At 46.9% G+C, this 25,777-nt stretch carries 28 protein-coding genes; 12 read left to right on the top strand and 16 right to left on the bottom strand.

Going from position 1 to position 25,777, the window contains the following annotated elements:
- Positions 1–108 precede the first annotated feature (108 nt).
- A complete protein-coding gene (locus KJS52_RS27620) occupies positions 109–354 on the top strand; it encodes a hypothetical protein (RefSeq protein ID WP_213513143.1) in 246 nt (81 codons plus the stop codon).
- Positions 355–860: 506 nt separating this feature from the next.
- Here the strand turns inward: KJS52_RS27620 and KJS52_RS03035 are convergent.
- On the bottom strand, positions 861–1,049 hold the full coding sequence (locus KJS52_RS03035; RefSeq protein WP_213513144.1) for a hypothetical protein: 189 nt from the start codon (positions 1,047–1,049) through the stop codon (positions 861–863).
- A 115-nt stretch (positions 1,050–1,164) separates the two neighbouring features.
- Here KJS52_RS03035 and KJS52_RS03040 point away from each other — a divergent pair, with 115 nt between their 5' ends.
- The gene (locus KJS52_RS03040; RefSeq protein WP_213513145.1) at positions 1,165–1,359 is read left to right on the top strand and encodes a helix-turn-helix domain-containing protein; all 195 of its coding nucleotides are present in this window, start codon (positions 1,165–1,167) and stop codon (positions 1,357–1,359) included.
- Between the two features lie 348 nt (positions 1,360–1,707).
- Positions 1,708–2,373, top strand: a complete 666-nt coding sequence (locus KJS52_RS03045; RefSeq protein WP_213513146.1) for an IS3 family transposase — start codon at positions 1,708–1,710, stop codon at positions 2,371–2,373.
- Between the two features lie 77 nt (positions 2,374–2,450).
- Here the strand turns inward: KJS52_RS03045 and KJS52_RS03050 are convergent, their stop codons facing one another.
- The 4 genes from KJS52_RS03050 to KJS52_RS27630 form a co-directional block, all read right to left on the bottom strand.
- Complete coding sequence (locus tag KJS52_RS03050) at positions 2,451–2,903, bottom strand: hypothetical protein (protein WP_213513842.1); 453 nt, start codon at positions 2,901–2,903, stop codon at positions 2,451–2,453.
- Entirely contained in the window at positions 2,887–3,720 is an 834-nt protein-coding gene (locus KJS52_RS03055; protein WP_281425542.1) for a collagen-like domain-containing protein, read from the bottom strand. The genes KJS52_RS03050 and KJS52_RS03055 overlap by 17 nt, the downstream gene beginning before the upstream one ends.
- Before the next feature lie 74 nt (positions 3,721–3,794).
- The gene (locus KJS52_RS27625; RefSeq protein ID WP_281425543.1) at positions 3,795–5,045 is read right to left on the bottom strand and encodes a collagen-like protein; all 1,251 of its coding nucleotides are present in this window, start codon (positions 5,043–5,045) and stop codon (positions 3,795–3,797) included.
- A gap of 57 nt (positions 5,046–5,102) precedes the next feature.
- The gene (locus KJS52_RS27630) at positions 5,103–6,374 is read right to left on the bottom strand and encodes a collagen-like domain-containing protein (RefSeq protein ID WP_281425560.1); all 1,272 of its coding nucleotides are present in this window, start codon (positions 6,372–6,374) and stop codon (positions 5,103–5,105) included.
- Between the two features lie 309 nt (positions 6,375–6,683).
- Between KJS52_RS27630 and sigK the strand changes: the two genes are divergently transcribed.
- Complete coding sequence (gene sigK / locus KJS52_RS03070; protein WP_213513147.1) at positions 6,684–7,403, top strand: RNA polymerase sporulation sigma factor SigK; 720 nt, start codon at positions 6,684–6,686, stop codon at positions 7,401–7,403.
- A 50-nt stretch (positions 7,404–7,453) separates the two neighbouring features.
- Here the strand turns inward: sigK and KJS52_RS03075 are convergent, their stop codons facing one another.
- Positions 7,454–7,750 carry a hypothetical protein gene (locus KJS52_RS03075; RefSeq protein ID WP_213513148.1) on the bottom strand — a complete coding sequence of 99 codons (297 nt, stop codon included), beginning with the start codon at positions 7,748–7,750 and terminating at the stop codon, positions 7,454–7,456.
- On the bottom strand, positions 7,743–8,624 hold the full coding sequence (locus tag KJS52_RS03080; protein WP_213513149.1) for a DUF4085 family protein: 882 nt from the start codon (positions 8,622–8,624) through the stop codon (positions 7,743–7,745). The genes KJS52_RS03075 and KJS52_RS03080 overlap by 8 nt, the downstream gene beginning before the upstream one ends.
- 204 nt (positions 8,625–8,828) lie before the next feature.
- On the opposite strand from KJS52_RS03080, the gene KJS52_RS03085 reads away from it, so the two are divergent.
- Both KJS52_RS03085 and KJS52_RS03090 read left to right on the top strand, forming a co-directional pair.
- On the top strand, positions 8,829–9,131 hold the full coding sequence (locus KJS52_RS03085; protein ID WP_213513150.1) for an ArsR/SmtB family transcription factor: 303 nt from the start codon (positions 8,829–8,831) through the stop codon (positions 9,129–9,131).
- On the top strand, positions 9,128–10,834 hold the full coding sequence (locus KJS52_RS03090) for an FAD-dependent oxidoreductase (protein ID WP_213513151.1): 1,707 nt from the start codon (positions 9,128–9,130) through the stop codon (positions 10,832–10,834). The genes KJS52_RS03085 and KJS52_RS03090 overlap by 4 nt, the downstream gene beginning before the upstream one ends.
- 214 nt (positions 10,835–11,048) lie before the next feature.
- Here the strand turns inward: KJS52_RS03090 and erm are convergent, their stop codons facing one another.
- Entirely contained in the window at positions 11,049–11,885 is an 837-nt protein-coding gene (erm, locus tag KJS52_RS03095) for a 23S ribosomal RNA methyltransferase Erm (protein WP_213513152.1), read from the bottom strand.
- Between the two features lie 589 nt (positions 11,886–12,474).
- Between erm and KJS52_RS03100 the strand changes: the two genes are divergently transcribed.
- On the top strand, positions 12,475–13,035 hold the full coding sequence (locus KJS52_RS03100) for an LOG family protein (protein WP_213513153.1): 561 nt from the start codon (positions 12,475–12,477) through the stop codon (positions 13,033–13,035).
- Positions 13,036–13,108: 73 nt separating this feature from the next.
- On the opposite strand, the gene KJS52_RS03105 is transcribed toward KJS52_RS03100, so the two are convergent.
- Together KJS52_RS03105 and KJS52_RS03110 are read right to left on the bottom strand one after the other, a co-directional pair.
- Entirely contained in the window at positions 13,109–14,092 is a 984-nt protein-coding gene (locus KJS52_RS03105; protein ID WP_246563078.1) for a GGDEF domain-containing protein, read from the bottom strand.
- 59 nt (positions 14,093–14,151) lie between these two features.
- Complete coding sequence (locus KJS52_RS03110) at positions 14,152–15,003, bottom strand: EAL domain-containing protein (protein WP_213513154.1); 852 nt, start codon at positions 15,001–15,003, stop codon at positions 14,152–14,154.
- A 91-nt stretch (positions 15,004–15,094) separates the two neighbouring features.
- On the opposite strand from KJS52_RS03110, the gene KJS52_RS03115 reads away from it, so the two are divergent.
- Positions 15,095–15,820 carry a copper amine oxidase N-terminal domain-containing protein gene (locus KJS52_RS03115; protein WP_213513155.1) on the top strand — a complete coding sequence of 242 codons (726 nt, stop codon included), beginning with the start codon at positions 15,095–15,097 and terminating at the stop codon, positions 15,818–15,820.
- Between the two features lie 111 nt (positions 15,821–15,931).
- Here the strand turns inward: KJS52_RS03115 and KJS52_RS03120 are convergent, their stop codons facing one another.
- A complete protein-coding gene (locus KJS52_RS03120) occupies positions 15,932–17,227 on the bottom strand; it encodes a DUF4179 domain-containing protein (RefSeq protein ID WP_213513156.1) in 1,296 nt (431 codons plus the stop codon).
- Positions 17,220–17,765: a sigma-70 family RNA polymerase sigma factor gene (locus KJS52_RS03125; RefSeq protein ID WP_213513157.1), complete on the bottom strand. Its 546-nt coding sequence runs from the start codon at positions 17,763–17,765 to the stop codon at positions 17,220–17,222. Before KJS52_RS03125 ends, KJS52_RS03120 begins: the two co-directional genes overlap by 8 nt.
- Before the next feature lie 512 nt (positions 17,766–18,277).
- Between KJS52_RS03125 and KJS52_RS03130 the strand changes: the two genes are divergently transcribed.
- From KJS52_RS03130 to KJS52_RS03145, 4 genes are all read left to right on the top strand, one after another.
- The gene (locus KJS52_RS03130; RefSeq protein ID WP_213513158.1) at positions 18,278–18,859 is read left to right on the top strand and encodes an LOG family protein; all 582 of its coding nucleotides are present in this window, start codon (positions 18,278–18,280) and stop codon (positions 18,857–18,859) included.
- 252 nt (positions 18,860–19,111) lie between these two features.
- A complete protein-coding gene (locus tag KJS52_RS03135) occupies positions 19,112–19,681 on the top strand; it encodes an ECF transporter S component (protein ID WP_213513159.1) in 570 nt (189 codons plus the stop codon).
- A 17-nt stretch (positions 19,682–19,698) separates the two neighbouring features.
- Positions 19,699–21,339, top strand: coding sequence for an ABC transporter ATP-binding protein (locus KJS52_RS03140; RefSeq protein WP_213513160.1), 1,641 nt, complete (start codon positions 19,699–19,701; stop codon positions 21,337–21,339).
- Positions 21,308–22,087, top strand: coding sequence for an energy-coupling factor transporter transmembrane component T family protein (locus tag KJS52_RS03145; protein ID WP_213513161.1), 780 nt, complete (start codon positions 21,308–21,310; stop codon positions 22,085–22,087). Before KJS52_RS03140 ends, KJS52_RS03145 begins: the two co-directional genes overlap by 32 nt.
- Before the next feature lie 48 nt (positions 22,088–22,135).
- On the opposite strand, the gene KJS52_RS03150 is transcribed toward KJS52_RS03145, so the two are convergent.
- The 4 genes from KJS52_RS03150 to KJS52_RS03165 all read right to left on the bottom strand — a co-directional run bounded on the left by KJS52_RS03150 (position 22,136) and on the right by KJS52_RS03165 (position 25,775).
- Positions 22,136–23,119, bottom strand: coding sequence for a TRM11 family SAM-dependent methyltransferase (locus KJS52_RS03150; RefSeq protein ID WP_246563185.1), 984 nt, complete (start codon positions 23,117–23,119; stop codon positions 22,136–22,138).
- Positions 23,109–23,540, bottom strand: a complete 432-nt coding sequence (locus KJS52_RS03155; RefSeq protein WP_213513163.1) for a zinc ribbon domain-containing protein — start codon at positions 23,538–23,540, stop codon at positions 23,109–23,111. Before KJS52_RS03155 ends, KJS52_RS03150 begins: the two co-directional genes overlap by 11 nt.
- Before the next feature lie 116 nt (positions 23,541–23,656).
- Positions 23,657–24,022: a response regulator gene (locus KJS52_RS03160; protein WP_213513164.1), complete on the bottom strand. Its 366-nt coding sequence runs from the start codon at positions 24,020–24,022 to the stop codon at positions 23,657–23,659.
- A 106-nt stretch (positions 24,023–24,128) separates the two neighbouring features.
- Complete coding sequence (locus KJS52_RS03165; RefSeq protein WP_213513165.1) at positions 24,129–25,775, bottom strand: extracellular solute-binding protein; 1,647 nt, start codon at positions 25,773–25,775, stop codon at positions 24,129–24,131.
- Between the last annotated feature and the right edge of the window lie 2 nt (positions 25,776–25,777).

Consider the following 25,777-nt stretch of genomic DNA (forward strand, 5'->3'; position numbering starts at 1 on the left):
TTAATAGGAATAGCACACACTACTTTTCTATATGTCAGACATAGACTGAAACAGGTCAGGTCCTTGATGATTATCGAGTGTATTTTAAGAAAAAGGAGTTTAATAGCAATGAGTATAGAAGATGTAGATTTCCAAAACCAGCTAGATGTCGGCCCTATAGGGCCGACGGGGCCAAGAGGATTTACTGGTCTAGCGGGGCAAAATGGATTTAATGGATCGACTGGACCGACCGATCCAGCGGGGTTGTCACCAGGAACTGCTCAATTTGTAAACGAGCAAACGATCACATTACCCGGGGAGCTCTCCCTATTTCAGGATTCGTGCAGACCGGCTACCCAGCATATGGAGATTTAATTAGCTTACTACACAGGAACCATATTCCAGTTAGCATCAAATCATTTATACCTGGTTAATTTTCAAGTTAATGCAGTTAACGGAGGGTCAATACCACTTACACTAACTGCATTATTGGAGGTTTCCTCGGACGGACAAAATTGGAGTATGTACGCTCCGGGATCTTTTTCAGCTTTATTACAAGCACCTAACACCAATCAAATTTACTTCGCTGTTTGAATCTGCTGCTGATCGGTAGCATCGTACTATGCAGTACAGTAATTATTTGATAGAATATTAATGAATTGAGTAATTTGAAAAGGAAGTGAATTCATCATGTTAGCCTTTAAATTAAAACCCGTTTTTAAAACAATTGCTTTTGTTCTTACCGTCTTCGGCTGTTACACGATTATTAGATTGTTTTTCTAAATTCTCTTTCCTTCGCTAAATGGATCGATTGTAGTAATTGTCTTCCTTGTTCTTTTCATCCATTCTCCGATTTACCTCTACTACCAAACCGTCATGGATTATAATTCATATACAGCATCCTTATCTCTATAAACCCTAGAAAATATAAATGAATCCGTTACAGCTTTTTCAAGCACTCTCATTGAAAAAGCAACAACACTTGGAATCATCATATACAAGGACGTCACAATGAGCCCTGCCCATATCATAACTCGAAAAATTGGAGCAACTTTTGTTTGCCGTTTCATAGCAAATGACTCCTTTCAATAGCTTAATTTACTTATGGAGTGCTACGATAAAAATGCAGTCGCAAAACCCCCTCATATGAAATAAAATGAAAGCTGACGAGGGAGTGGAACGCGAATGAAAAGATATGACAAAGCATTTAAGGAAGAAGCCGTAAGATTAAGTCATGAGGTTGGTCCAAAGAAAGCTGCTGAGCAGTTAGACATATCCTACTACACCCTAAGCGAAAAACCCTGCATGGCGAAGGCGCGCATAGTGGGAGCGGACACGCTTATGCCGCTGCCCATAAAACCACACGCGAAATGGAATTAGAAAAAGAAATCGGCGAGTTGCGCCGCGCGAATGAAATTCTCAAGGATGCACTCGGTTTTTTCGCAAAAGACCGGAAGCGGTAAAGACCTGCCAGTTCTATGCTTACATCCGTGAACGACGGGATCAGTGGACCGTCAAGACGATGTGCCACGTACTTGCTGTCAGTGAATCGGGCTATTACCGTAGCCTGAAGCCCTCACTCAAACCGGAGCGGTAGCATCTTCTTCTGGTCAAAATCAACGATATCATGGGAGAGCATGAAGACAACCGAAATTACGGTGTTCAGCGTATTCTGCAGGCGCTGTCACACGCGAGATCACGACCAGCTACAGCACCGTCTACCGCATCATGAAGAAGCATGGCCTGCTGAAAAAAGCGAAGCGTCATCCAAATAGCCTTACACGCGAGGATGCCGCAGCTCAAAAGAGCGAGAACCTGATCCAGAGAGACTTCAGATCCTCAGCACCCAACCAAAAGTGGCTATCGGATATCACCGAGGTCCCTTGTTCAGATGGCAAGCTATATCTGTCCGCCGTACTGGATTGTTTTAACGGAGAGATCGTAGGCTTTGCCATGGACGACAACATGCGCAAAGAGCTCTGCATCCAAGCTTTCGAGAACGCCTGTAAAGCAAGAAATGCTCGTGGCATGATTTTTCATAGCGATCGAGGCAGCCAATTCACGAGCCATGCATTCCGAGAGTGTCTAGCTAAACGAGATGCCATTCAGAGCATGAGCGGTACAGGGCGTTGCTATGACAACGCAAGGATGGAAAGCTTTTTTGCCACGCTAAAGAAAGAGAAGCTGTACAAGCTCAACACAGAGCGCTATCTGATGGTCGAGATGAAATCGATCATTTTCAGATACATCATGGTCTACTACAACAGACAGCGGATCTACACCTCTAATCCAGGAGGCTGGCCGCCAGTTATTTATCGCGAAAGAATGCTGTCAAAGGCAGCTCAAGCAATGGGGTTTCTGCATGAGTGTGTTTTCGAACTGGACTTTTCTTGACAACTCCATTAAACTCCTTTATTTTTTCCATTGTCTACTTAACGGAGAGCAGTTCACTTTTAGTTTTATAAGTATGATTAAGAAAAACAGTAGATTGACCAATAAATATCACACACTACTGAATTGGTTAAGCCATCCGTCTCATAGTTCATACTAAGTTTATCTCCATTTAATAGTTCAAAAACACCTACCATCGATAAATTTGCACCAGTACTCAATGAGTCATACCCTCCCTCTACAGTGAAGGTTATCCTCGGAAATAAGCTTATTAGCAGTAATTCACTATTACGATAAATTGTAAATTTTGGTTTAATTGACCCAAGTGGATTTGGGGGATAACCTAATTGAAAACCATAAGTTAGAGTGGCATATATAGCATATTTCCCATTGATTGGAACTGAGTAAATTCCATTATTTTGATCAAAATGAAGGGAAGCAAAATTCGTTGACCACCCTTTAATTGGCTTAACATCTGTCGAAACGGTAAAATTGGTGTATGCTGAGAAGCCTTCACTACTTATAGGCCCCATGACACCAGTAACACCTATGGGGCCCGTTCCTCCGGTCAATCCAAAGCCTGTAACACCCGTTGGTCCAGTTACGCCAGTTACGCCAACTCCAATAGGACCTGTAGGGCCTGTTGCTCCAGTTAAACCTACACCAGTACTCCCTGTTGGGCCCGTTGCTCCAGTCATCCCCCCCCCCTGTAGCACCTGCTGGGCCTGTTGTTCCGGTAATAGCTATACCTGCAGGACCTGTTGGACCAGTCGGCCCTGCCTGCCTCCCCCCCGTGGCGCCAGTAGGTCCAATGGGGCCAATTAGTCCGGGGCCTGTAGCACCTGTTGGACCCGTTCCTCCAATTAACCCTGCACCGGTTGCCCCTGTTGCTCCCATAGGCCCTGTAATTCCTTCCGCCGTCCTGCCGGTAGCACCGGTAGGACCAACGGGACCTGTTAGACCAGACGGTCCTGTTGGTCCAGTAGGACCCGTAGCGCCAGTCGGACCCGTGGGACCTGAAAGCCCAATTGCCCCTGTTGGTCCTAATGGTCCAGTAGGACCTGTTCGTCCGATGATGCCAGTAGGACCTAAACCAGTCGGACCCGTAGCGCCAGTAGGGCCTATAACACCTGTTGGTCCGGTAGGGCCTGTTAAACCAGTTGGACCCGTAGCACCTACATGTCCCTTTGGTCCTGTAACTCCAGTCGCTCCAATATTTCCCACAGTCCCCGAAGCTCCTGGTGGCCCAGTTGGACCCGTAACACCCGTCGCTCCATAACCTATATATTGGATACCATTGGTTACCACCTCTTTTTTTGTTTGATTAACTATCCGATCAGATTTTCCCAAAATAATACATCTCCTTAACTTTGAATATTATTTATTTGAATATTATTTAGATGAATATCGAACTTAATATCCGGTTATGAAAGACGGTTGACTGACCAAATAATACCGTCGCTAAAGTCTAATGCAGTAGTTAACCCGTTTGATTCATAATTCAGACTAAGATTGTCTCCAGTTGAAAGCTCGAAGACTCCTATCATTGTAAACGTTGCAACAGTAGCAATTGTATCGAGCCCGGTATCTATATTTAGCGTAATTCTTGGGAATAGAGCAATCAACAACAGTTCACTACCGCGATAAAACGTAAATGCAGGTCTAACGGTAGGTCCAAGCATATCTGGGGGATTATTATTTACAGCATAGCTAATCGTAGCACAAAAAGCATACATTCCATTTGTTGGAACATTATAAATCCCAGTAGCTGCACTGAAATTAGGTGAAGTATAATACGGTGAATTTGTTGTCCAACCGGTAATTGGCTTTAAATCTGTTGTGACGCTATTCTGAATAAAAGATGCAGAGAAACCATCACTACTTACTGTACCTGTAGCACCGGTCACTCCGGTAGCTCCCGTAGCTCCAGTCAAGCCCACTCCGGTAGCTCCTGTTGGACCTGTTGGCCCGGTAGGCCCCACGCTCGTAATGCCTGTCGGGCCTGTTGCTCCCATCGGACCTGTACCTGTACCCATAGCTCCTGTCGGGCCTGTTGCTCCAGACAAGCCCACTCCGGTAGCTCCTGTTGGACCTGTTGGCCCGGTAGGCCCCACGCTCGTAATGCCTGTCGGGCCTGTTGCTCCCATCGGACCTGTACCCATAGCTCCTGTCGGGCCTATTGCTCCTGTCGGACCTGCACCCGTCGGCCCCGTAAGGCCCGTAGCTCCGGTTAATCCAATGCCGGTAGAGCCAGTTGGACCGGTCGGACCGGTCGGACTTACGCCAGTAGCTCCAGTCGGGCCAACCGGTCCAGTTTGGCCGTTCGCACCAGCAGCACCGGTCGGACCAATAGCTCCCGTCGGGCCCGTCGGGCCAGTTTGGCCATTCGCACCAGTAGTACCAGTGGGGCCAATAGCTCCCGTAACACCAATTGGACCTGTATCACCAGTCGGGCCCGTAGCTCCCCTAACACCAGTTGGACCCACGATGCCTGTTAGTCCTTTTAAACCGGTTGGTCCGTCAGTGCCTTTTGATCCTGTCGGACCTGTAGCGCCTGTTGGACCACTCGCCCCCATAACACCAGTTGGACCCGTAGCTCCTAGGGAGCCAGTAGGTCCAGTAGCGCCAGTTGGTCCACAGGGTTCGTTATTCTTTAAGTGGTCGTCTCTTTCCAATATAATACAGCTCCTCATAAGGTTTTAAAAATCATTAAAGGCAATTAAAGGTTCAGACTAAAACATATGATTAGTCATTCGAGTGACTGACCAAGTAATACCTCCTCTACTAAAATCTAATGGAATGGTTAAGCCTGCTGCTTGGAAGATCATTTGAATCGTGTCTCCAGCTGAAAACTCAAAGACTCCTGCCATTGTAATAGGCTGAGCACTAAGGAGTGAGTAAATATTTTTACTGAAATCGGCAAAAAATGGGATTGTGCATTCCAACAGGTAATTATCGTCATACCCTATAGAAAATTGCGGAGCACCCGAAAGAATTAAATTTGTTGGGATATTAGCACTTATAAAATAGTTTATCGTAGCGTAGATAGCATATCTGTCTGTCGTCGGAATCGTGTAAATTCCACTATCCTTGTTGAAGTTAGGCGATGAATTATATGGGGAAGTTATTATCCAGTTCTGTATTGTTCCCGAAGCTACGGTACCGTTAAAGAAAGCAGTGAAGCTTTCATTTATAGTACCGGTAGCGCCGGTGGGACCAGTCGGGCCGGTACTGCCAATTAATCCGCCGGTTGCACCAGTCGGGCCGGTTGGGCCAGTCGACCCTCTCCCCGTAGCTCCAGTCGGCCCGGTTGGGCCGGTTGGCGCTATACCTGTTGCGCCAGTCGGTCCCACTGGGCCGGTTGGGCCAATACCAGTAGCTCCAGTCGGCCCGGTTGGGCCGGTTGGCCCTATACCTGTTGCGCCGGTCGGTCCCACTGGGCCGGTTGGGCCAATACCAGTAGCTCCAGTCGGCCCGGTTGGGCCGGTTGGCCCTATACCTGTTGCGCCGGTTGGGCCCACTGGACCGGTCAAGCCTACTCCATTAGCGCCCGTCGGCCCGGTTGGCCCTGTTAGCCCAGCCATACCAGTTGTACCAATCGGGCCGGTAGAACCCGCTTGCCCGGTTAGCCCGATAGCACCTGTCGATCCAGAAACGCCCGTCGGCCCTTTTAAGCCAACTGCACCAGAAATACCTGTCGGGCCAGTTGCACCAGTTATCCCAGTTGGCCCAGTTGGCCCAGTCTCACCTGTCGATCCCTTCAGGCCAGTTGCACCAACGTGACCAGCAGGCCCCATAGGGCCGATTGGTCCCGTAACACCAACAGGTCCCGCCGCTCCTGTCTGCCCTGTCGGTCCGGTCGGACCGATTGGGCCGGTCGGACCGGTTGGACCGGCCACCCCCGTCGGCCCCGTCGGTCCCGTCGGGCCAGTCGGTCCAGTTGCTCCACAATGTATAGAACGGATACCGCTAGTTGTTGCCTCTTTTTTCGTTGGTTTAGCCAAGGGTGGCTCATTACTATTGTTTAAATGCTCATGCCTATCCAAAATTACACATCTCCTTATAGCTTCTTCAGCCTCTTCCTCATTTACATTTTATGTATTATATGTTAGTCGCTTTAAATTGCGCCTAGCCACAATAAAAACTTCCATATTAATTCCGATCCATTCCCCTCCTTGTCCCCTCTATTGCCCGTACCTATTTTTACCGTACAGGCACATCTGGGCGACTATCCTCATACATTAGAAAACAGACTGCCGTAGTCTACACATAGGATGTGATCAGCATTCGAACTTACATCAGGAGGTGGAGCTATGCCTGGTTTTTTTGCATCGATCGCTCTTTTTATCAAGCAATTAACCTTGCTAGTATCTTACGTTAAGAACAATGCTTTTCCACAGCCACTTAAGGAAGAGGAGGAGCAGTATCATTTAACTCAGATGGCTGAGGGGAATGTCGATTCACGCAATGTTTTGATCGAACATAATTTAAGACTTGTCGCACATATTGTGAAGAAATTCGATAACACTGGCGAGGATCAAGAGGATCTGATCTCGATCGGCACGATCGGACTGATTAAGGCCATTGAAGGCTTTCAAACTGGCAAGGGCACCAAGCTCGCTACCTTTGCCGCTCGCTGCATCGAAAATGAAATTCTGATGCATCTTCGTTCTTTGAAAAAGACACGTAAAGACGTGTCGCTGCATGACCCTATTGGCACGGATAAAGAGGGGAATGAAATAACTTTGATTGATATTCTAGGTAACGAAGTCGACGATATCGCGGATCAGGTGCAGCTTGAAATGGAAAAAAGTAAAATATTTAAAAATCTTAGCATTCTAGATGATCGGGAAAAAGAAGTGCTCATTACCCGCTTCGGCTTGCTTAACGGCGGCGATGAACGAACACAGCGCGAAATTGCCAAAGACTTAGGTATAAGCCGCAGCTATGTATCCCGCATCGAAAAGCGCGCACTAATGAAGCTTTATCATGAATTTTATAAAGAAACGGATAAAACCAAACGCAAATCATAATAGAAATGATGGTAATAAAATTGGTGAGCGGAACATGTCCGCTCACCAATTTATCTTATCAACTCAAATTCATAGAGTATAGCATGTCCATTACTTTTTTGACCATAATGGACTGTATACATATGATCAGTGTTAATTAAATCCCATGTACTTTTTCCATCAATGAAGATCTTCACTATATTTTCAGAGCGTTCCCCTATAATCCAGTAACCTGTATTGTCATCCCCTCCTTTTTCTGTTATTAGCATATTGGAAACAACTCCAGCAATTTCATTATTAGTATGATCAGTTGAACAAGAACTAAGTAACCCGATAATAATAAACATGAATAGTAATTTTCTAGTCACACATATTCTCCTCCTCCTTCTCAAGAAGAATGTCCCGACAGCGAATGATCATTTCAGGCATTCTTTGCCCTGCAAATAGCACATGCACCTCATAACCATCATCTATGCGATACAGCTCATCATAAATCCAGTGACAGCCTGCAATCCCTTCGTCCTGCTTCATCATCTCCGCTGATATAAACGTAACCTTGTTGGTATTGGTAAAGCCTCCGCGTGTATCGAGTCTTACAACTATATGCTCCCCTACATCGAGAGCTGTTACAGTGCAATCATGAAAATTGAACTTGCTACGAATCGACTCGGGAATATGCTGAGCTTGCTGTGCCTTCGCATATTGCTCCATTGTGGACTTTACCTTCTGTTCGTTTTCTATGCTTTGTTTTTTCAACTGGAGCAATACTTCCTTTGTGCAGTAGCCAAGGGCGAAAACCCGAATATCGGCAATTTGAGTCAACAATTCGTGGGGCAGCTTAGCAGCAGCAGCCTTGCTGCCCCACTCCACGCTTTCATGAAATTGCTGCTTGCAATCTGTTTCGTCAAAGGGTGGTCTGCGATCATATTCCGCAATCAATGCTTCGATTCTATCTCTTTCCTCTGCAGACATATGATGAATAATTGTATCTTCCTCTGCTATCTCTCCCCCATCCAACACTTTACTTAACGGCACAAGCGTCATCCCATCGCTCTTCAGCATAAAACGAGGGTCCGTATTATATAGTTCTCGCTGAAAATTTACATATTCTTTTTCTTTTCTTTTGTAAAGCCGCTGATACAAAGCCTCGTCATGCACATGCGCTCCTTTATGTACTCTTTTGCCGAAGTGAAGCCCTGTCTGCTGTGAAAGATCGTACCATTCCTTCGTTAAATATTTCATATCTCTCTCGCTCCTACTACTAAAATTTCTATGCAGTGATAATTGCTAGATTTCCGATTATTTACATTGTATCGTATTTCCGACAGTTTACAAACGACAAGCTATCCTTCTTTTTACTTCGACCATCTCGAGCAACGCTTGTTTTTTAGATCGCTATATCGTAATATTGTGATATAACGATTTTATTGAGTGAGGATAGTTCAGATGGACAACAATTTTGACCAAAATTTTGAGCAATTTAATGAAGTTTCGGAGCTTTTAAAAGCACTGGCTCATCCGGTGCGTTTGTGCATTGTGAAGGGACTTCTTAAGAAAGGTCATTGCAATGTCGGGTATATGCAGGAATGCTTGCAGCTGCCGCAATCTACTGTCTCGCAGCATTTGCAAAAGCTGCGCAGCTGCGGCATTGTCAAAACAGAACGCAATGGACTTGAAGTAAACTACACCATTGCTGACGAAAGAGTGAAGCAACTCGTTCAAATATTCTTCGGGGAGGAACTATCATGAGTAAAAAAGTGCTAATTGTCGGAGGAGTTGCCGGGGGCGCCTCGGCCGCTGCCCGACTTAGACGCTTGGATGAAAAAGCGCACATCGTCATGTTTGAGCGAGATGAATATATTTCGTTTGCAAATTGCGGTTTACCGTATTATATCGGAGGCGCAATTAAAGACCGCTCCAAGCTTTTGGTGCAAACACCAGAGGCTATGCATCAACGCTTTAAGCTTGATATTCGCACAAAAAGCGAAGTAATGAGTATTGATCCCGAATCCAAAACCGTACGTGTCAATAGTGAGGCGCGTGGCGAATATGACGAGAGCTATGATTACCTCATATTGTCTCCTGGCGCAAAACCGATTCGGCCCAACCTACCTGGTATGAACAGCTCCAAAATTTACACATTGCGCAACATAGCGGACACCGACCGGATCAAGAAACGAGTAGCCGAAACCAATACGAGGTCAGCGATTGTAGTAGGCGGTGGCTTCATAGGCGTAGAAATGGCTGAAAACCTGAAAGATGCCGGGCTCGATGTCAGCTTGATTCAATCCAGCTCCCAGCTGCTTGCGCCATTCGATCGCGAAATGTCCCATGCCCTGGCTCAAGAATTGGAGCAGCATGGCGTTAATCTGCTGTTCTCAGAAAGCGTGCAATCATTTAAGGAAATTGGCCAGCAAATTCAGGTTGAGCTGGCGAGCGGTGCAGCTCTAGTTGGTGATATTGTGATTTGGGCTGTTGGCGTTGCACCAGATACCGCCTTTTTAGCTGGAAGCGGTTTGCAGATTACAGCAAGCGGCCACATTATAGTGAATGAGAAACTAGAGACTAATCTGGAGGGTGTATTTGCCGTCGGTGACGCAATTGAGGTTGTCGATTACATTAACGGGAGCAAAACAGCTATCCCTTTAGCCGGTCCAGCCAACAAACAAGGCCGGATTGCTGCCGATAATGTTTGCGGTCTGGGGTCATCCTATAAAGGGTCGCAAGGAACATCGATTATTAAAGTCTTTGGTTTGACGGGCGCTGTCACTGGTCATAATGAAAAAAGCCTTACGCGCTTGGGAATTTCTTATCATGTAACCTATGTGCACCCAAGTTCTCACGCTTCCTACTATCCAGGGGCTATTCCGTTAACGATCAAGCTGCTTTTCAATGACGAGGGCGCGATATTGGGCGCGCAGGCAGTTGGTGCAGATGGCGTCGACAAACGTATCGATACGATTGCAACTGTCATGCGATTGCGTGGAACAGTCTACGATCTGACCGAGCTGGAGCTTGCCTATGCCCCGCCTTATTCCTCCGCTAAGGATCCCGTCAATATGGCCGGATACACAGCGGAAAATATTTTGACAGGAAAAACTAAAGTATTCGTACCGGAAGACTTGAAAAGCTTTGAGCCTGAAAAAGCAACGCTCGTTGATGTTCGTTCAGAGCTCGAGCATAGCAATGGTCATATTGCTGGCTCCAAACTGATTCCTGTAGATGAGCTGCGTGACCGCTTAGATGAATTGGATTCGAATAAAGAAATTTGGGTCTACTGCCAGGTTGGTTTAAGAGGCTATACTGCATCACGAATTTTACAGCAGCACGGGTTTAAAGTTCGAAATTTAGCAGGCGGCTACAAGACATACAAAATGGCCACTTACACACCTTCTAACAATCGTCAGGCTTCATCCCGTGACTTATCGCCTGGAAACAGTCTCTGCAACTGAACAGCAGGAACCAACGATTTTACGTGCTGATGTGGGGCTGGATGCTTGCGGTCTCTGGAGGAGTTAATCGAAACCTCCGTTCAGCAAGGTGTAGAATGAAAAGCCAAGACCATCTCCTTCTTAATAAGAAATGATGCGTCTTGGCTCTGTTTTTTAATTAGTTATGATTGAACTGCAAGCGGCTCCAAGCGATACTGTTTGCGAGAAGCTGCTACTATTTCGGCCAGCGAAAGGCTGGTACATGCTTAAGCATCGCGTTAAACAGTGTCCCGTATTGCTCCAATTCGATCTCTTGCACTGTTTGCTCACGATGCAGGCCCGCATCCAGCAGCACCTTTTTAAGCTGTGGCGCTGTGAAAATCCCTTTTAACGCTAATGCTACTGAAAGCTGGGGCACGCTTAATACATAAGTGGCAAATGCGACAAACCTTCTTGCCTCCTGCGCAGGAATATAGGCAGAGTCTCTGCGCTTTATCGATAATATTGCTGAATCCACGGACGGCGGCGGTGCAAAATGCGTTCGCGGAATTACGCTTTCTAGCTTAAAAATAAAGAACATTTTCCACATCAACAAGCGCGTATCCATCGTAGCTGCCTGAGTAAAGCGCTTCGCCGCTCCCTTCTCTACCATAAGCACAGCTCTATGCATGGATCTGCCCTCTGCGCCAAGCAGCTTTTCCAAAATAGGGGTTGTAATAGAATACGGTATGTTAGCTACGACTGTAAAAGGCGTTGCTGGCAGGCGAAATGTCCGTATATCTGCTTGCTTGATCGAAATGTTTGAGCAAGCCTTGTCTGCCACCTTGCTTCTCAGCAGCTTGGAAAATGACTCATCCACTTCTACAGCAATTACCTTGCCCGCCTGCTCTGCAAGTGGAAACGTAAGCACTCCTTTACCTGCTCCAATTTCAAGCACCGTATCGCTCTTCTTCAGCCTCGCAAGCTCAAGCATTCGCTTTACCGTCTTGGGATTGTGAAGCAAATGCTGACCTGTAAAATTCGGCTTTACTTTTGCCGAATTTACCTTGGTCGTTTTTACCGTCTTTTTCATTCGTTCATGTTTATTGCGCTTGTACATATTTATCAGTTCCTTTCCGAATTTGATTTTGTTGGCACAAAAAAGCCGCAGGCATATGCCTGCGGCGGATCAAACGAAAATGGAAAACTATTAAATATGCACATTTAAATAGACCTCTGCCTATATGCTTATAGGCAAAAGCTGATTAAGATTGAAAATCAAGCGCTAGGAAGGTATTTTTAGACACAAAAAAAGAGACAGCAGCACTGTCCCTTGTTGATTCCTAAATGCTATCAGATATCCTAAAATGGGCAGACCGATTCCGTTTGCTCCGCACGCAGGCCGAGCCTTTGTTCACTATTTAATTAGCTGTACAAAGTGAAAAAACGCAATCTTCCTGAAATTATAATACCCATTATTAGGACAACCCTCCATTCCTGTAGATGTGTACATAGTAGCATAGATTGGGCCAATTTCCAAGCCCAAATATCCTTAAACTGCTGCATTCACTGATTTCGCTTGCATAGACAGTGGTTGTGCACGGTATACTTTAAGTACATGTTCAAAGAATTTCCTAACCCCTCCCTTGAATAAAAAATGTTACATAGAATGGAGTGAAACAATGAAACGAGTAGCGGTTTATTGCGGAGCTAGTCCCGGAGCTTCCAGCGAATACGCTGCAGCGGCTGCCGAGCTTGGCGCAGAATTGGCACAGCGTGGCATCGGACTTGTATACGGCGGCTCGCGTACCGGGCTTATGGGAGTTGTAGCGGATGCCGCTTTGCAGCATGGAGGAGAAGTTATCGGCGTACTGCCTACTCATCTTGCGAAGCGCGAAATAGCGCATCAGCAGCTTACCAAGCTTATTTCGGTCGATTCCATGCATGAACGCAAGCATCAAATGATGGAGCTTGCCGATGGCTTTATTGCGGCGCCTGGCGGTGCTGGAACGATGGAAGAGTACTTTGAAGTCATTACCTGGAGCCAAATCGGGCTGCATCGCAAGCCGTGCGGCCTGCTTAACGTTAAGGGCTACTACGATCCATTGATTCACTTTTTCGAGCATATGGTAAATGAGCGATTCGTTCCTGCGCGATATGCTAAGCTGAATTTAGTATCAGATTCTCCTGAAGAGCTATTACGGCTGATGCAGCATTTTCAGCATCCTGACAACAGCAATTAACCTCCCTTGCTGCATATTCCTACATAAAAATAAAAATACGCTGAGAAGCATTGTTTGCTGATCAGCGTATTTGTTATGGAGTTTTTATTTCCATTTCTTCGTTGCAGCAGACGATGCTGCCAGTTATGGCCTTGCAAATTTTTTTGACTCGAGTCGCTTCATGTACAAGATGGTCGATATTATCGTATTTTTTAATGCGGTTTGTTACAACCGCAATCGACACGGACACGAGTGGAATTCGGTGACTCATGCCGGACCTGCCTTCGCCCAACACATATTGATTGTCCCAATCCTCCTCATTGTAGAACTGGCGTTTAATCCTTTCAAAATCGACCAGCACCTCCGCGCACACTTTTTCAAAATGATGATGGTGCAAAATGACAATAAAATCATCGCCGCCAATATGTCCGAGAAATGCTTCCGGCATAACAAAATATTTGCGCAGCACATTAGCCGTTGCCTGGATCAATTCATCACCCATTTTAAAGCCGTAGCTGTCATTGTAGGATTTGAAATGATCGAGATCGAGATAAAGCACACTAAAATCATCGAGCTGAAGCGCTTGATTCAGTCGATCATCAATAATGCGATTGCCGGGAAGACCGGTAAGAGGATTCATGAAGATCGCCATTTCAGCACGAACATCCGCGACTGCGAGCAGCAGTCGGCGTATGCTTACCGCGCCAACCAAGTTTCCTTTTGAGGTTACGAGTACCAAGTCATACAGTTCTTCCTCCGCTCGATTCATAGCTTGAATGCTTACCTCAGTAATCAGCTCACTATAATCGACTACTAACGGACCAGCATTCATTACCAGTTCAATTGCTCGACCCATATATAGCGTATAGCCATATTGTGTACCAATTTTTTGAAAAAACCGGGCCCGCATCATGAGCGACAGTGCTCCGTCCTTGCCTACGATTGCCAGGCCCTCCAGATGAGGGTTCGATATAAATAGCTGGTACACGGTATCACATTTAGTATCAGACGCTACTGCAGGAATCGTCTCTGCTATATCACCTATTTGCTTAAGTATAGCATTCACCTTCTCTTTCATAGCCCTTCCTGAGCTATCCAAGATGGTGCGCTTGGATAGTGGATTTCCATTATGTATGACTAAAGCTTATTTGGAGCCTTCAATATCATATCAGGCTTGCCAATCGCATAGCCTTGACCGTATTCTATACCTTCACTGCGTAAAAACTGAATTTCCTCCATCCGCTCTATTCCTTCTGCAATCAGCTTCGTATTAGAGCTGCTGGCAAATTGCTTTAGAATTTTAACAATTTGCTGCTGATCGTGATGAACATCAACATAGTGAATCAATGCCTTGTCCAGCTTAATAAAATCAGGCTTCAAGCTAACGATTGCCTTAAGGCTGTTATAGCCAGAGCCTGCATCATCGATCGCAATCCGGAAGCCTTGCGCGCGATAATTGGATAATATTCGTTCAAAGGCCACGTAATCGTGAACCGCTTGTTTTTCAGTAAGCTCAAACACAATTTGCTGGGGCGACAAGCCATAGCGCTGCAACAGGCTGATCGTTTCTCCGCTTCTGTAGCTCGAGTCAGATAATACTTGAGGGTGCACATTTAGAAAAATGACTTGCTGCTCTGCATTTCTCTTGACGTTCAAAGCCGCGCTGAACCGCTCAATCGAAAGCTCGCGGCAAAACTGCTCGAAGGCAAAAACTTGATCCGTATGACCAATAAATTCATAAAAGGCCTCCGTATTCGGAAACAGTCGCGACTGCGGCGGTCGATTCAATATTTCATAGCCTAGACAATTTCCCTCCTGCAAATTAAGGATTGGTTGAAAATAAGTTGTCAGCATTCTATCGCGCATAATTTTTTGCAGTTGAGAGAATTGCCTGGAAGAGTGAACTGATTTTTGAACAGCGTGATGCAAATGTCTAATAAATCGTAACAGCTCGGTTTTGTAAGAATGGAGAGATACTTCTCTCTTCATGGATGTTCACCCTTTGTGCCTATGATGAAGTTTTTTTCTAGTTCTACTTTACCATCATTATGTAAACAAACGGTTAATCCAATGTTAAAGTTTGTTAAGTGCTTTATGCAACTTCATTCTGAAACTTGCGTCTAATCGCCTGCTTATACCGCTTCGCTATGTTTCCAATCAGCTCGATGCCAAGGTAACCTGGCATAATGAGAGCAAATCAATTACGGTTTCCAAAGACGAAAAGGTGATCGAGCTGACCATTGACTTACAGCAGGTGTTAGTCAATGGTGCAGATGTTTCGCTTGAGGTTCCAGCTAAAGTTTATTATGGCGGCTCGACCTATGTACCGCTGCGCTTTGTCAGCGAAGCTCTGGGTGCAAGCATCTCGTGGAATCAAAAGGCCCAGCAAGCGACGATCACAACAGCAGATAAACAAATCGTAGTTGGCGTTGCTCCTGCCAAGCCCGTTCCCAAGCAAAAGGCTACCAAGGCTCGCTTGCAGCAGTTGAATGACAAGCTGAATGAGGCCAGAGACATTTCCAGCATTGCACAGGTTCGCACTTATTTCCAGCCTTATTTTACAGATCGCTTTATTAATTCTATTATTCAAAGCAATGGCTTGGCTTACAGCTACGAGTACACTGGTTTTCCCGATTATATGCCTTTCTACACCAGCTCAACAACTGCTAATGCAACTCAATCCATCGAAATTGGGACAAATGTTTACGTAACGATGGAGCGCGCCAGCAAGCTTGTTTATGAGAATGGCGTATGGAAGATCGACTCAGTACAGTTCAACAAAATTGAAACGCCCATCTCACCATAATTGCGGTGTAATTACGGCTCCGCTTCATGACAAAAAGCCATCGACTGCTCTGCTTCATGCAGCCGACGGCTTTTTGAGATTGTGAATGGTGCCAGGTGCGGTTCCAACTGACTAATCTACTTTAATTTCTATTGTTTCATCATAGCTTTTCAACAGGTGCATCCCCTTTATAAGCAAATATTGTGGTGTCTCTGTTGTATGAAAGACAATTGTTCGCTGCTTCAGCTGCCGACCATCCGCTAATTCCTCTGTTCGCTCATTAACCGTTGTTTCAAGCTCGACCGTGCCCGCAGCAGTTTGAACCGAAACACCATCAAGCATAATGTTCTCCTCTGTTGCGATTGTAATTTCAAGCCGCTCAGATGTTGTCCTTATCTCGTTGATCCATAGCTGCTTGCCATTGCTCAAAGCAATTGGGTCTTCCTGCCTCTCCGTTAAAGGCAGCTTGGCGTCCAGCTCATCATAGCCAACAAATTTCGAAACAAGCAGTTCAAGAGACTCCAGCGGCTGCGGCAATGCATCATAGCTCAGCTCAAAGCTCACGCGACCGAGCGAGGAGTTATAGCCGCTGCTTGACATGGCGACTGGATGACCGTTGGCGATTAACTGAATTTCATGAAGTGCCGATTCCACTCTATTTAAGTTTTTCACATTTAATTTGCCTTCAATTTTCGTCATCGTTGGTGTCGCCTTAATCGTATTAAAGGTGATCGAGCCTTGATCTACCTTTACCGATTTTTTGATTGATTGCTTGAACTCAGACTGCATCGCCTTATTCGGGTTATATGAAAATGTCAGCTGATCTTCAACCATTTGACCATTCGCATCCATTTGCCAGAAATTCAGCTTTAAAGTTTTGGCGAAGGGGCTGACCTGCTCAAAGGTATACATCCCTTTCTGCTCGATTTGATTCTCCTCAATCATCGCAGAACCGCTTATAACACGAGCATTCGTAAACAAGCCTGTTATGTCGGATGGCCGAAAATGCTCGCTTATATCCTCCTGCAAGCCTTTTTCATTTTTTAATGTATAGTACAGTATAAATTGATTAGAGTCGGACATAATGCCATCAATCGTAAGCTCCGTGCCGTCCAGCAGCGTTATCGTTTGATCAATTACTTGCCCCATTCCTTGCTCATTTAATTGCTGCAGTGTGCCGTTGAACAGCTCATCAAAGCCAAGCAGCTTCTTGCTGTAGTAGGCAAATGCATTATAGTTGCTGCCGAAAACAATTGCACTTATTACGACCGCCGCCGCTGTATACTTCCAATATGACGCTCGTTGCTTCGAGCTTTTGGCAGGTATTCTTGCCAGCGCCTGCCTTAGTCTTGCTTCCATCTCCTCTGGTGCCTTTACTGCTTGTAAATGCAGCTTTTCTCCACTTAATTGCTGTTCGATTTTATCCAAGCTGTTCACCTCCATATCGTTCTCTTAGCTTTTTAAGCCCTTGAAATACCCTTGATTTAACAGTGCCAATAGAAGTATCTGTTATAGCTGCAATCGTTTCATAGTCGAGGTCATGCCAATATTTCAGCATAACAGCCTCCTTTTGCTGTTCATTGAGCACTTGCAGCATTTGCTGCATGTCCATTTGCTGATCGCTGCTTCGATACGGGTCATTGATCGCCGCTGTTTGCCTCGCTTCCTTGCCGTCCAGCATCATATCCTCCTGCAGCACCAGCCTGCTTTGCTGCTTCAGCATGCTTTTACAGGTATTGACCAGTACGGTCTTGCTCCAGCTGTAAAAAGCTTTCTCTGATTTGAGCTGGTCTATCTTCTCGTACAAAATAACGATCATTTCCTCAAGCGCATCCATTGCGTCATGCGGATTCCCCATGTAGGTATAAGCAAGTCGGTAATAAGTATCCTTTTCTGTCATGATGAGCTGCAGTAAGGACTCTTTATTGCCTCTCTTGGCTTGTTTGACTAGTTTTACTATATTCATGTCTTCACCTCTCTTTCTTAGAGGATGTTCAAAAAGCTCGGCTTTGATGACGAGGTGGTGCGTTGTAGCATAGCCGACGGCGAATATGTCACGCTACCGAGGGCTCCGGTGCTCACGTAGCTTTTGCCTACGCTGCGCTCCTCATTTTCTACTAGCGTCCAAGCTTCTTGGTCCTGAAAGCCAAGCTTTTTGAACTTCTATTTGATGGGATGTTCAATAAGCTCGACTTTGATGACGAGGTGGTGCGTTGTAGCTTAGTCGGCGGCGAATATGTCACGCTACCGAGGGCTCCGGTGCTCACGTAGCTTCTGCCTACGCTGCGCTCCTCGCCCTCTAAGTATCGTGCCATCTTGCATACACATTATAAGAGTGTTGAGCAAGCTAAAAAGTTCATTCTATCTTAAATTTTTTTATGCGCTCTAAAAATAAGCTAAAAACACTATATATGGGCCATTAAGGTGTATGATATACTATATTTTGTTTGGATACAAAAAAGGAATAGAGGGAATTCAATGAAAGCAATCGCGGTTTATTGTGGTTCGAGCGTTGGCGCCAGCCCGATTTATCGGGAGATGGCCATTCAGCTTGGCAAGGAGCTTGTAAAGCGTGGACTTACACTTGTATATGGCGGAGCAAAGGTTGGCATTATGGGGATTGTAGCAGATACGGTGCTGGAAGGCGGCGGTGAAGTAATCGGCGTCATCCCTTCCTTGCTTGAGCAGCGCGAAATTTCTCATCAAGGACTAACGAAGCTTTATAAGGTGGAAACGATGCATGAGCGCAAGCAGCTAATGATCGAGCTGGCAGATGGCTTTATCGCCTTGCCGGGCGGCCCAGGCACAATGGAAGAATTTTTCGAGGTGTTCACCTGGAGTCAGATCGGTTTACACCAAAAACCGTGCGGCTTGCTCAATGTAAATGGCTACTATGATCATTTAATTTCATTTTTTGAGCATATGCAGCAGGAGCAGTTTTTGGCTGAAAAATACTTCAAGATGAAGCTTGTCGCTGCAGAGCCTGCCGAGCTGCTGGATTTGTTTGACAAGTTTGTCCATCCAGGACTAAAAGAGTATCAATCGCTATCGAGCTCATAATTTTATGAAAATAGTATTGTAAAATTTGCAAATCTATTGTAAATTTAATCACAGTTGCATATGAAACCGTCGGGGGCTTGTGGAATCAGGCTGAGATTGTAGCTATTTACCGCTACTGACCGTTGATCTGAACTGGATAATACCAGCGTAGAGAATGGGGAGAATAGAGGGATTTTTCTGACCGTCTGCGTGTTTCCAGGCGGTTTTTTTGTGCTTCAAAACAGCAATTACATAATAAAGGAGTCGATTTGCATGAAAAAGTTACAGCTTGTCGATATCGTCGTTATTATTGTCGTCGGCATCGTTTTTGGTATAATTATGAAGTTTTGGGATGATTTGTATGGAGTCATTAAACCATTGCTGCCAACGCTGCGGCAGCTCGTTTACGGCATGTGGTTTATGGTAGGCCCGTTTGCTGCGCTGCTTATTCGCAAGCCGGGAGCAGCGCTGCTGGCCAGTTTAGCTGGAGCGAGTCTGTCGGCATTTATGGGCAATGGCATCTCCGTGCTCATGTATGGGCTGGTTCAAGGCTTGTTTGCAGAGCTTATTTTCCTCGCCTTCCGCTATCGTAAATTTTCTATTCTCGTCGCTGGGCTGGCAGGAGTGGCATCCTGTATCGGCAGCTTCCTGCTTGATCTTGTATACGGCTATGCCGATCTTGAGGCTTGGGCGCTATTTGTCAAATACGGCCTGCGTGTGATTAGCTCATTTATCTTTACTGGCGTATTTGCTTACTATATCGTGCTCGCGCTGGAAAAAACGAAGGTAACCAATCTGATTCGCCCAGTCGATGATCATGAGCTGGATAAGCTGAAGCTTTAATGAAGGAGACTTCTATGATGACAACTGCAGCAATAGGCGTAACGGGCCTGCGTGCAAAATATAGCGGTGAAGAGCAGCTTATCTTCAAGGATCTATCCCTGCAAATTCCCCAGGGTCAAAAGCTGCTGCTGCTTGGACCTAGCGGCTGCGGCAAATCGACGCTGCTGCATATTATGAGCGGAATTATTCCCGGCACGATCCGCATGCCGATGGTCGCCGAGCATATCGAGAAGCCTGCAAGCTGGGGCTTTGTGTTCCAGGACCCCGATACCCAATTTTGCATGAGCTATGTCGATGAGGAGCTCGCCTTTGTGCTAGAAAATCAACGCCTGCCTCAGGCTCAAATGGAGCAGCGAATCGTAGAAGCACTCGCTACAGTCCAGCTTCGTCTGCCGCGCCTGCATACGCCAATTGCCGAGCTGTCGCAAGGGATGAAGCAGAGGCTGGCGTTGGCTGCTGCCCTGTTGCTGCAGCCAGAGGTCGTATTTCTTGATGAGCCTTCTGCTCTGCTCGATCCAGAAGGAAAGCAAATGATCTGGCAGTCGATCCGCGCAGCCTTGCAGCAGCAAACGGTCATTGTTGTAGAGCATCATATCGACGGCATCCTCGACTGGTTTGACCGCGTCGTTGTGCTGGATGATGCAGGCAGCATCATTGCCGATGAGAAGCCGCAAACGATGTTCGAGCAGCATAAAGCACTGCTGCTGCAATATGGCATCTGGCATCCTCATATTTGGGAGCAGGCATGGCAAGCAAAGCCTGTACGCCGCTTCCGTTCTGTTGATCCGCTTAAGATAAAGCAGAACGATCATAAAGGCTCCACGGCTAAGTATCCCATGCAGTCACAAGCGGCTCCGCCTTTGCTGGAGCTGGAAGGCTTCTCGGTAACCCGCGGCGCATGCACGGTTGAGGTTCCATACGCCGCTGCCGGGCAAGGAGAATGGATCGCCATTACTGGAGTCAATGGCGCTGGCAAAAGCACGCTGCTGCTCGCTCTTGCTCGCTTGCTGCCAAGCAGCGGCAGCTATCATTTAAGCGGAAAGCCCGCGCCAGCAGAAATTCCCGAGCAGATTAGCTACGTCTTTCAAAATCCGGAGCTGCAATTTATTACCGATACGATTATCGATGAAGTGCTCCATTCCCTGCTCCTCCGAAATGAGCAGGCTGACGCTAACGAAAACGAGCAGCCATTAAAGCGTGGTAGCTTGCTGAAGCTGTTTACACCCCGCTCCAAACGCGGCAAATCGGCTAAAGCAAAGCAGCGAAGGCAGGCATTAACCGAGCAGGCAATGGCTGCGCTCGATCAGTTGAAGCTGCATGTGCCGTATGAGCGTCATCCCTATGAGCTCAGCATTGGGCAGAAACGGCGGTTAAGTGTATTGACTGCGCTCGTAGAGGGCAGATCGGTTCTGCTGCTCGATGAGCCTACCTTTGGTCAGGATGCGCGCAGCACCTTTGTTATGCTGGAGTGGCTGCTGCAATTGCAGGCTGCAGGCAACACGATTGTAATGGTGACGCATGATGAGCAAATCGCGACACGCTTCGCAACGCAAATTTGGCAGGTGCAGGCTAGTCAATTAAACGTAAAGCTGCCTCAGGATGCAGCTCCAGATAAGGAGGCTGACGATGAACAACGTGCTGAACTGGTTTACACCTAGCAAGCAAACCTGGCTGCATCGCTGCAATCCTTCCGTCAAATTCGTGCTGCTGTTCCTTATGATGCTCTATGTCTTTTTCAGCCGCACAATTGAAATCTATCTGATGTTTATCGTATGTCTCAGCGCTTTGCTGTGGAGCTGCAGCGGCTTTCCGCCGCGCAAAATTGCGCTGCTGCATATTCCTGTTGTTATTTCTGGCCTTTCCTCTGCGATTAGCCTGACGCTGTTTGGCAGAGGCAGCTCGGTCATCTGGCAATGGTGGATCGTTAAAATATCGCATGAGAGCATTCATTCCGGCCTGATGATTGGTACAAAATCGATCCTGATCGGCGTAATCGGTTTGCTTCTGCTGCTTACCTCACCGCCAGTCCAGCTTATTTATTCCTTAATGCAGCAGCTGCGTTTGCCGGCCAAGTATGCTTATTCCTTTTTAGCTGGCCTGCGCTTGATCCCGTTTATGATCGAGGAATATCAGCTGCGCAGCAATGCGCTGCGCATCCGCAGAGTCAAGCGCGAAAAAGGATTGCGCGGCGTTTACTTGACGATCAAGCTGTACAGCATCCCGCTAATGGCTCAAGCGATACGGCGAGCTCATCGCATCGGCATCGCGATGGTAGCCAAGCAATTCAGACAGCAGCGCACCTATTACTATGTAACCGGCTTTTCAAAAAACGATGGCTTTTTTATTGGCATCGTCGTTCTGTGTATGTTAGCTGCCGTACTGGGATCGAAGCTTATTTCTCATTGACGAAAAAAGGATGCTTGCGGCTGGGCGCATTGCATCCTTTTGTTTGTGCTATTCTGTAAAGGACACGAGCCAGATGTCTCGCTTAAAATGAGTTTTCGCAACCTGGCCGACATCGATAATATGAGCGCCCAGCTGGCGCAGCTCCTCACCGATTGGCTCTACGGAAACGATTACCGCTCGCTTGCATAGCGCTTTTAGAGCAGAAAGCATTTGCCAGCGTTCTTCAGCAGGCAGCACAGAGCAATGATTGTACGGCAAATCAAGCACAGCCGCCTCGTAGCTGCCTTGCAGCGTGCGCATGTCGGCTATCGAAATTTCGCAATTGTAGTTAAACGCCGCCATATTTTCTCTTGCGCCGACAACTGCGAGTGGATTCATATCGTATCCGCGAGCAGCGATGCCTTGGCTGACCGCTTCCATCAGCACTGTGCCGATGCCGCAGCAAGGATCGAGCAGCGTGATCGAAGCATCCGGGCGCGGAACAGCTATGTTTACAATCGCTCTGGCAACTCGAGTGCCAAGTGCAGTTGAGTAATGGCGAGGCTTGCGATCATGGCGCTGCCAATCAGCCTCATTCTGCTCATAGCGACCAAGCCGCCACTCCCCCTCCCATTGCATCACGCCCAGCAGCAGCTCTGGCGCTGCTAAATCGACCTTGCCTCCTATTGCAATGCCAAGCGCCTGCTCGATGCGACGCCGCTCAGCATAAGCAAGCTTGCCTGGCTTGCCGCCAGCAACGACTTCAGTCGCTACTACCTTGTAGCTTTGATCAAGCTGCAAGTCCGCCGCTTGCTGGAGAAACTGTTCAAAGCTGGCGGCACGCAGCCAAATTTGCAGGCGATACTTCAAGTACGGGCTGCGCTCCACAGCTATATCAAGCATGCTTTCCACGACAGCCGACGCTTGCTGCCAGCCTGGCTCCTGCTGCAGCAGCTGGCGAATCTCCATGCTGCATAGCGCACGCTCCTGCTCATGACAGGTAAAGCGATACATATAAGCTGGATTAGCGCGTACTCCGTCTTTATTTATCATCACTGCCGCGCTCATCCTTCGGCTTGCTTGACAGATCAATATAGGTTGGCTCTATAATTTGCGGCTCTTCAATTAGAAAGCTGGTATTGCAGCTCGGACAAGCCTTCGCATCAATCGGCAAGCTGCGATTGCAGCTTGGACATTGCTTTTCATCCGATAAATTGGCGATTTTTAATTGATTTTGCTCGATTTCTGTTTTTAGCATCGCAATTTTCTCAAGCTGCTCGCTAAAATAGACAAGCTGAAGCTCTTGACCCAGCTCCGCGGCAAGCGTTACCTTCTCGCCGATTTCTTTATACAAGCCGTTAATTTCGTTTTGTTTGCCTACATTTATCAGCTTAAGCTTATTGATTTCAACGAGCACTTTAGCCTTCGAGCCCGCCTCAGAAACTCCGCTTTTCAATTTATCAAAAAAGCTCAAAGCGATCACTCCTTCTTCTCGACGTCAAATTTGTTCAAAGCTATTTCTATCATAATGGCAGCAACACGAAATGAAAACAAAAAAAATGATACCCGCATCAAAAAAAGCAGCCTCAGCTATATCGACTGAAACTGCTTCTCTAAAGCCATTACGATACGATCCTCAAGAAACGGCTTAACGATAAAATCTCTTGCTCCTGCTTCAATCATGCGCATAATCATATTTCTTTGCCCGATCGCAGAGCAGACAATAATTTTCGCTCCAGGGTTATTAGCCAGAATTGCTTCTGTTGCCTCCAGCCCATCCATGACAGGCATCGTAATATCCATAATGACCAGGTCGGGCTTATATAGCTCGTATTGGTAGACAGCTTCCTCTCCATTAACCGCTTCGGCTACTACCTGATACTCGTGCTTTGTCACGATGCTCCTTAAGAGCTTCCTCATAAATGATGTATCATCCACAATTAAAACCTTTTTCATTTCTAGCACATCCTCTATTTCCTTTCTGCTTGCTATCGTAACAAAACGATCTTAACAAAAGCTGAAATTTCATTTCGGATTGCTCGTTTTGGGCATCATTTGGGCGTTAATTTAAGTTTAGTTTTCGCTGCAGCATATCCTCATTCGCTTCCTTCATTAGCTGCAGGCCGCCTTGGTTCAGCCATTCCTCAACAAATTTGTCAAAGCTGGCTAGCGGCAGCTCGCCTGAAATAATTTGCAAAAAATAATCTATCTCGAGCGCCAGCAGCTCCTCCCAATATTGCGAATAGGCATCCAGATGCTCCATATTGTAGCTTTCGACTTGAATCATCGGCTGCTTGGCGACAGCCCCGCCCTGCATATAAGCATGATTGTTGCTCCATGCCTCCATATCCTTCTTCGGCTGCTCCTGATCCTGCACCACATACTGATATAGCTTTGACAGCTCTGGTGAAAGCTCCTCCTCGCTGCGTTTGCCAGCGAGCAGCTCCTGTAAAATATCGTAGCGCTTCGTCACGCCATCCGGATCATCCAGCAGCAAATCGAAAGGAAAATAATTGCGCAGCTGAACGCCCATTTGCGCGGCGACACTGCGAATATACTCGCTTTGCTCATCCTTTTCCTCCTCATAGCGCTCCAAGGCGGTAAGTAGATTGAGCAGCTTGACGGCTGCCTCGGGATGCGAATATCCTTTGCGAACGACAAGATAACGATCGGTAATCGGCGACGTTTTCGTAACAAAGCTGCCGCTGCTGTCGCGCGGAGCCATATAGACGCGCCATTCCGCCTTCGTATCTGCGGAAACCGAGGCATTCAACGGCCAAAAAGGCGCCCACCAAGGCGAGAAAATAATTCCTGCTTTGTTTTCCGTAACGAACAGGCTCGGTTCCTTGCGCAGCATAAAGTCCTGATCAATGACGCCCTTTTCATACCATTTGGCAAGCTCGGCCAGTGCTGTTCTTGTCTCCTCCTGAATGGAGCCGTATACCAAATTCCCCTCCTCGTTAATAAACCAGCTTTGCGGAAAGGAATGAAAGCTGGAAAAGACGGAGTCCAGGCCAAAAATCCCCGTTTTCTGCTGGTAAACTAGCGATTTATCTACAGGAATTCCGATTGTATCTTGCTCGTTATTGCCATCAGGATCGTGATGGACAAAGGCAAGCGCAATTTGCTCAATATCGGCCAAGGTTTGCGGCTCAGGCAAATTCAATTTTTCCAGCCAATCCTGCCTTACCCACAAATAGCTCGGCGCATCTGCCTCTATGCCGACATTGGGCAGGCCATAAAGCTCGCCATTCACGGTAGCCTCCTCAAGCGCTTTGCCGCTTGTCGCATCATAGATCGATTTGACCAGCGGAGAGCTATACTGCTCGTAATGCTCTCCAAGCTGCTCAATCAAGCCTTGCTCGGCAAGCTGATACAGCTGCTGGCGATTTACGATAAAGACATCGGGCAAATCATTGCTGCGGATAGCCAACTCCAGCTTCGTAATGTAATTCTCCTCGCCGCTCGCTTCCCAGCTATACTGAATTTCAATCCCGGTCTTCTGCAGAATATAGCGAGACATGAAATTGTCCGCCCCTACATCGCCTTCGGGCAGCTCGATATCAGAATACGAATAAGGCACACGCAGCACGATGCTTTCCTGATAGGGCTCCATGCTGTTCATTGGCTCACTGGAGCTTCCCTTCGAGCAGCCTGCAACAAGCTGAACAAGGATAAGAGCTGCCAGAGCCATCGTCTTCCTGTTCATCG

The sequence above is a fragment of the Paenibacillus montaniterrae genome (assembly GCF_018403185.1).
In the GTDB taxonomy this organism is placed as follows: Bacteria; Bacillota; Bacilli; order Paenibacillales; family Paenibacillaceae; genus Pristimantibacillus; species Pristimantibacillus montaniterrae.

Bases quoted from the DNA above. Each gene is read 5' to 3' on its own strand.
- KJS52_RS03110 (WP_213513154.1), bottom strand. From the start codon at position 15,003: ATGAAGAGAGAAGTATCTCTCCATTCTTACAAAACCGAGCTGTTACGA.
- sigK (WP_213513147.1), top strand. From the start codon at position 6,684: ATGCCTGGTTTTTTTGCATCGATCGCTCTTTTTATCAAGCAATTAACC.
- KJS52_RS03045 (WP_213513146.1), top strand. From the start codon at position 1,708: ATGAAGAAGCATGGCCTGCTGAAAAAAGCGAAGCGTCATCCAAATAGC.
- KJS52_RS03130 (WP_213513158.1), top strand. From the start codon at position 18,278: ATGAAAGCAATCGCGGTTTATTGTGGTTCGAGCGTTGGCGCCAGCCCG.
- KJS52_RS03145 (WP_213513161.1), top strand. From the start codon at position 21,308: ATGAACAACGTGCTGAACTGGTTTACACCTAGCAAGCAAACCTGGCTG.
- KJS52_RS03050 (WP_213513842.1), bottom strand. From the start codon at position 2,903: ATGGGGCCTATAAGTAGTGAAGGCTTCTCAGCATACACCAATTTTACC.
- KJS52_RS03040 (WP_213513145.1), top strand. From the start codon at position 1,165: ATGAAAAGATATGACAAAGCATTTAAGGAAGAAGCCGTAAGATTAAGT.
- KJS52_RS03085 (WP_213513150.1), top strand. From the start codon at position 8,829: ATGGACAACAATTTTGACCAAAATTTTGAGCAATTTAATGAAGTTTCG.
- KJS52_RS03150 (WP_246563185.1), bottom strand. From the start codon at position 23,119: ATGATAAATAAAGACGGAGTACGCGCTAATCCAGCTTATATGTATCGC.
- KJS52_RS03105 (WP_246563078.1), bottom strand. From the start codon at position 14,092: ATGAAAGAGAAGGTGAATGCTATACTTAAGCAAATAGGTGATATAGCA.
- KJS52_RS03125 (WP_213513157.1), bottom strand. From the start codon at position 17,765: ATGAATATAGTAAAACTAGTCAAACAAGCCAAGAGAGGCAATAAAGAG.
- KJS52_RS27620 (WP_213513143.1), top strand. From the start codon at position 109: ATGAGTATAGAAGATGTAGATTTCCAAAACCAGCTAGATGTCGGCCCT.
- KJS52_RS03135 (WP_213513159.1), top strand. From the start codon at position 19,112: ATGAAAAAGTTACAGCTTGTCGATATCGTCGTTATTATTGTCGTCGGC.
- KJS52_RS03100 (WP_213513153.1), top strand. From the start codon at position 12,475: ATGAAACGAGTAGCGGTTTATTGCGGAGCTAGTCCCGGAGCTTCCAGC.
- KJS52_RS03090 (WP_213513151.1), top strand. From the start codon at position 9,128: ATGAGTAAAAAAGTGCTAATTGTCGGAGGAGTTGCCGGGGGCGCCTCG.
- KJS52_RS03160 (WP_213513164.1), bottom strand. From the start codon at position 24,022: ATGAAAAAGGTTTTAATTGTGGATGATACATCATTTATGAGGAAGCTC.
- KJS52_RS03080 (WP_213513149.1), bottom strand. From the start codon at position 8,624: ATGAAATATTTAACGAAGGAATGGTACGATCTTTCACAGCAGACAGGG.
- erm (WP_213513152.1), bottom strand. From the start codon at position 11,885: ATGAAAAAGACGGTAAAAACGACCAAGGTAAATTCGGCAAAAGTAAAG.
- KJS52_RS03165 (WP_213513165.1), bottom strand. From the start codon at position 25,775: ATGAACAGGAAGACGATGGCTCTGGCAGCTCTTATCCTTGTTCAGCTT.
- KJS52_RS03140 (WP_213513160.1), top strand. From the start codon at position 19,699: ATGACAACTGCAGCAATAGGCGTAACGGGCCTGCGTGCAAAATATAGC.
- KJS52_RS03035 (WP_213513144.1), bottom strand. From the start codon at position 1,049: ATGAAACGGCAAACAAAAGTTGCTCCAATTTTTCGAGTTATGATATGG.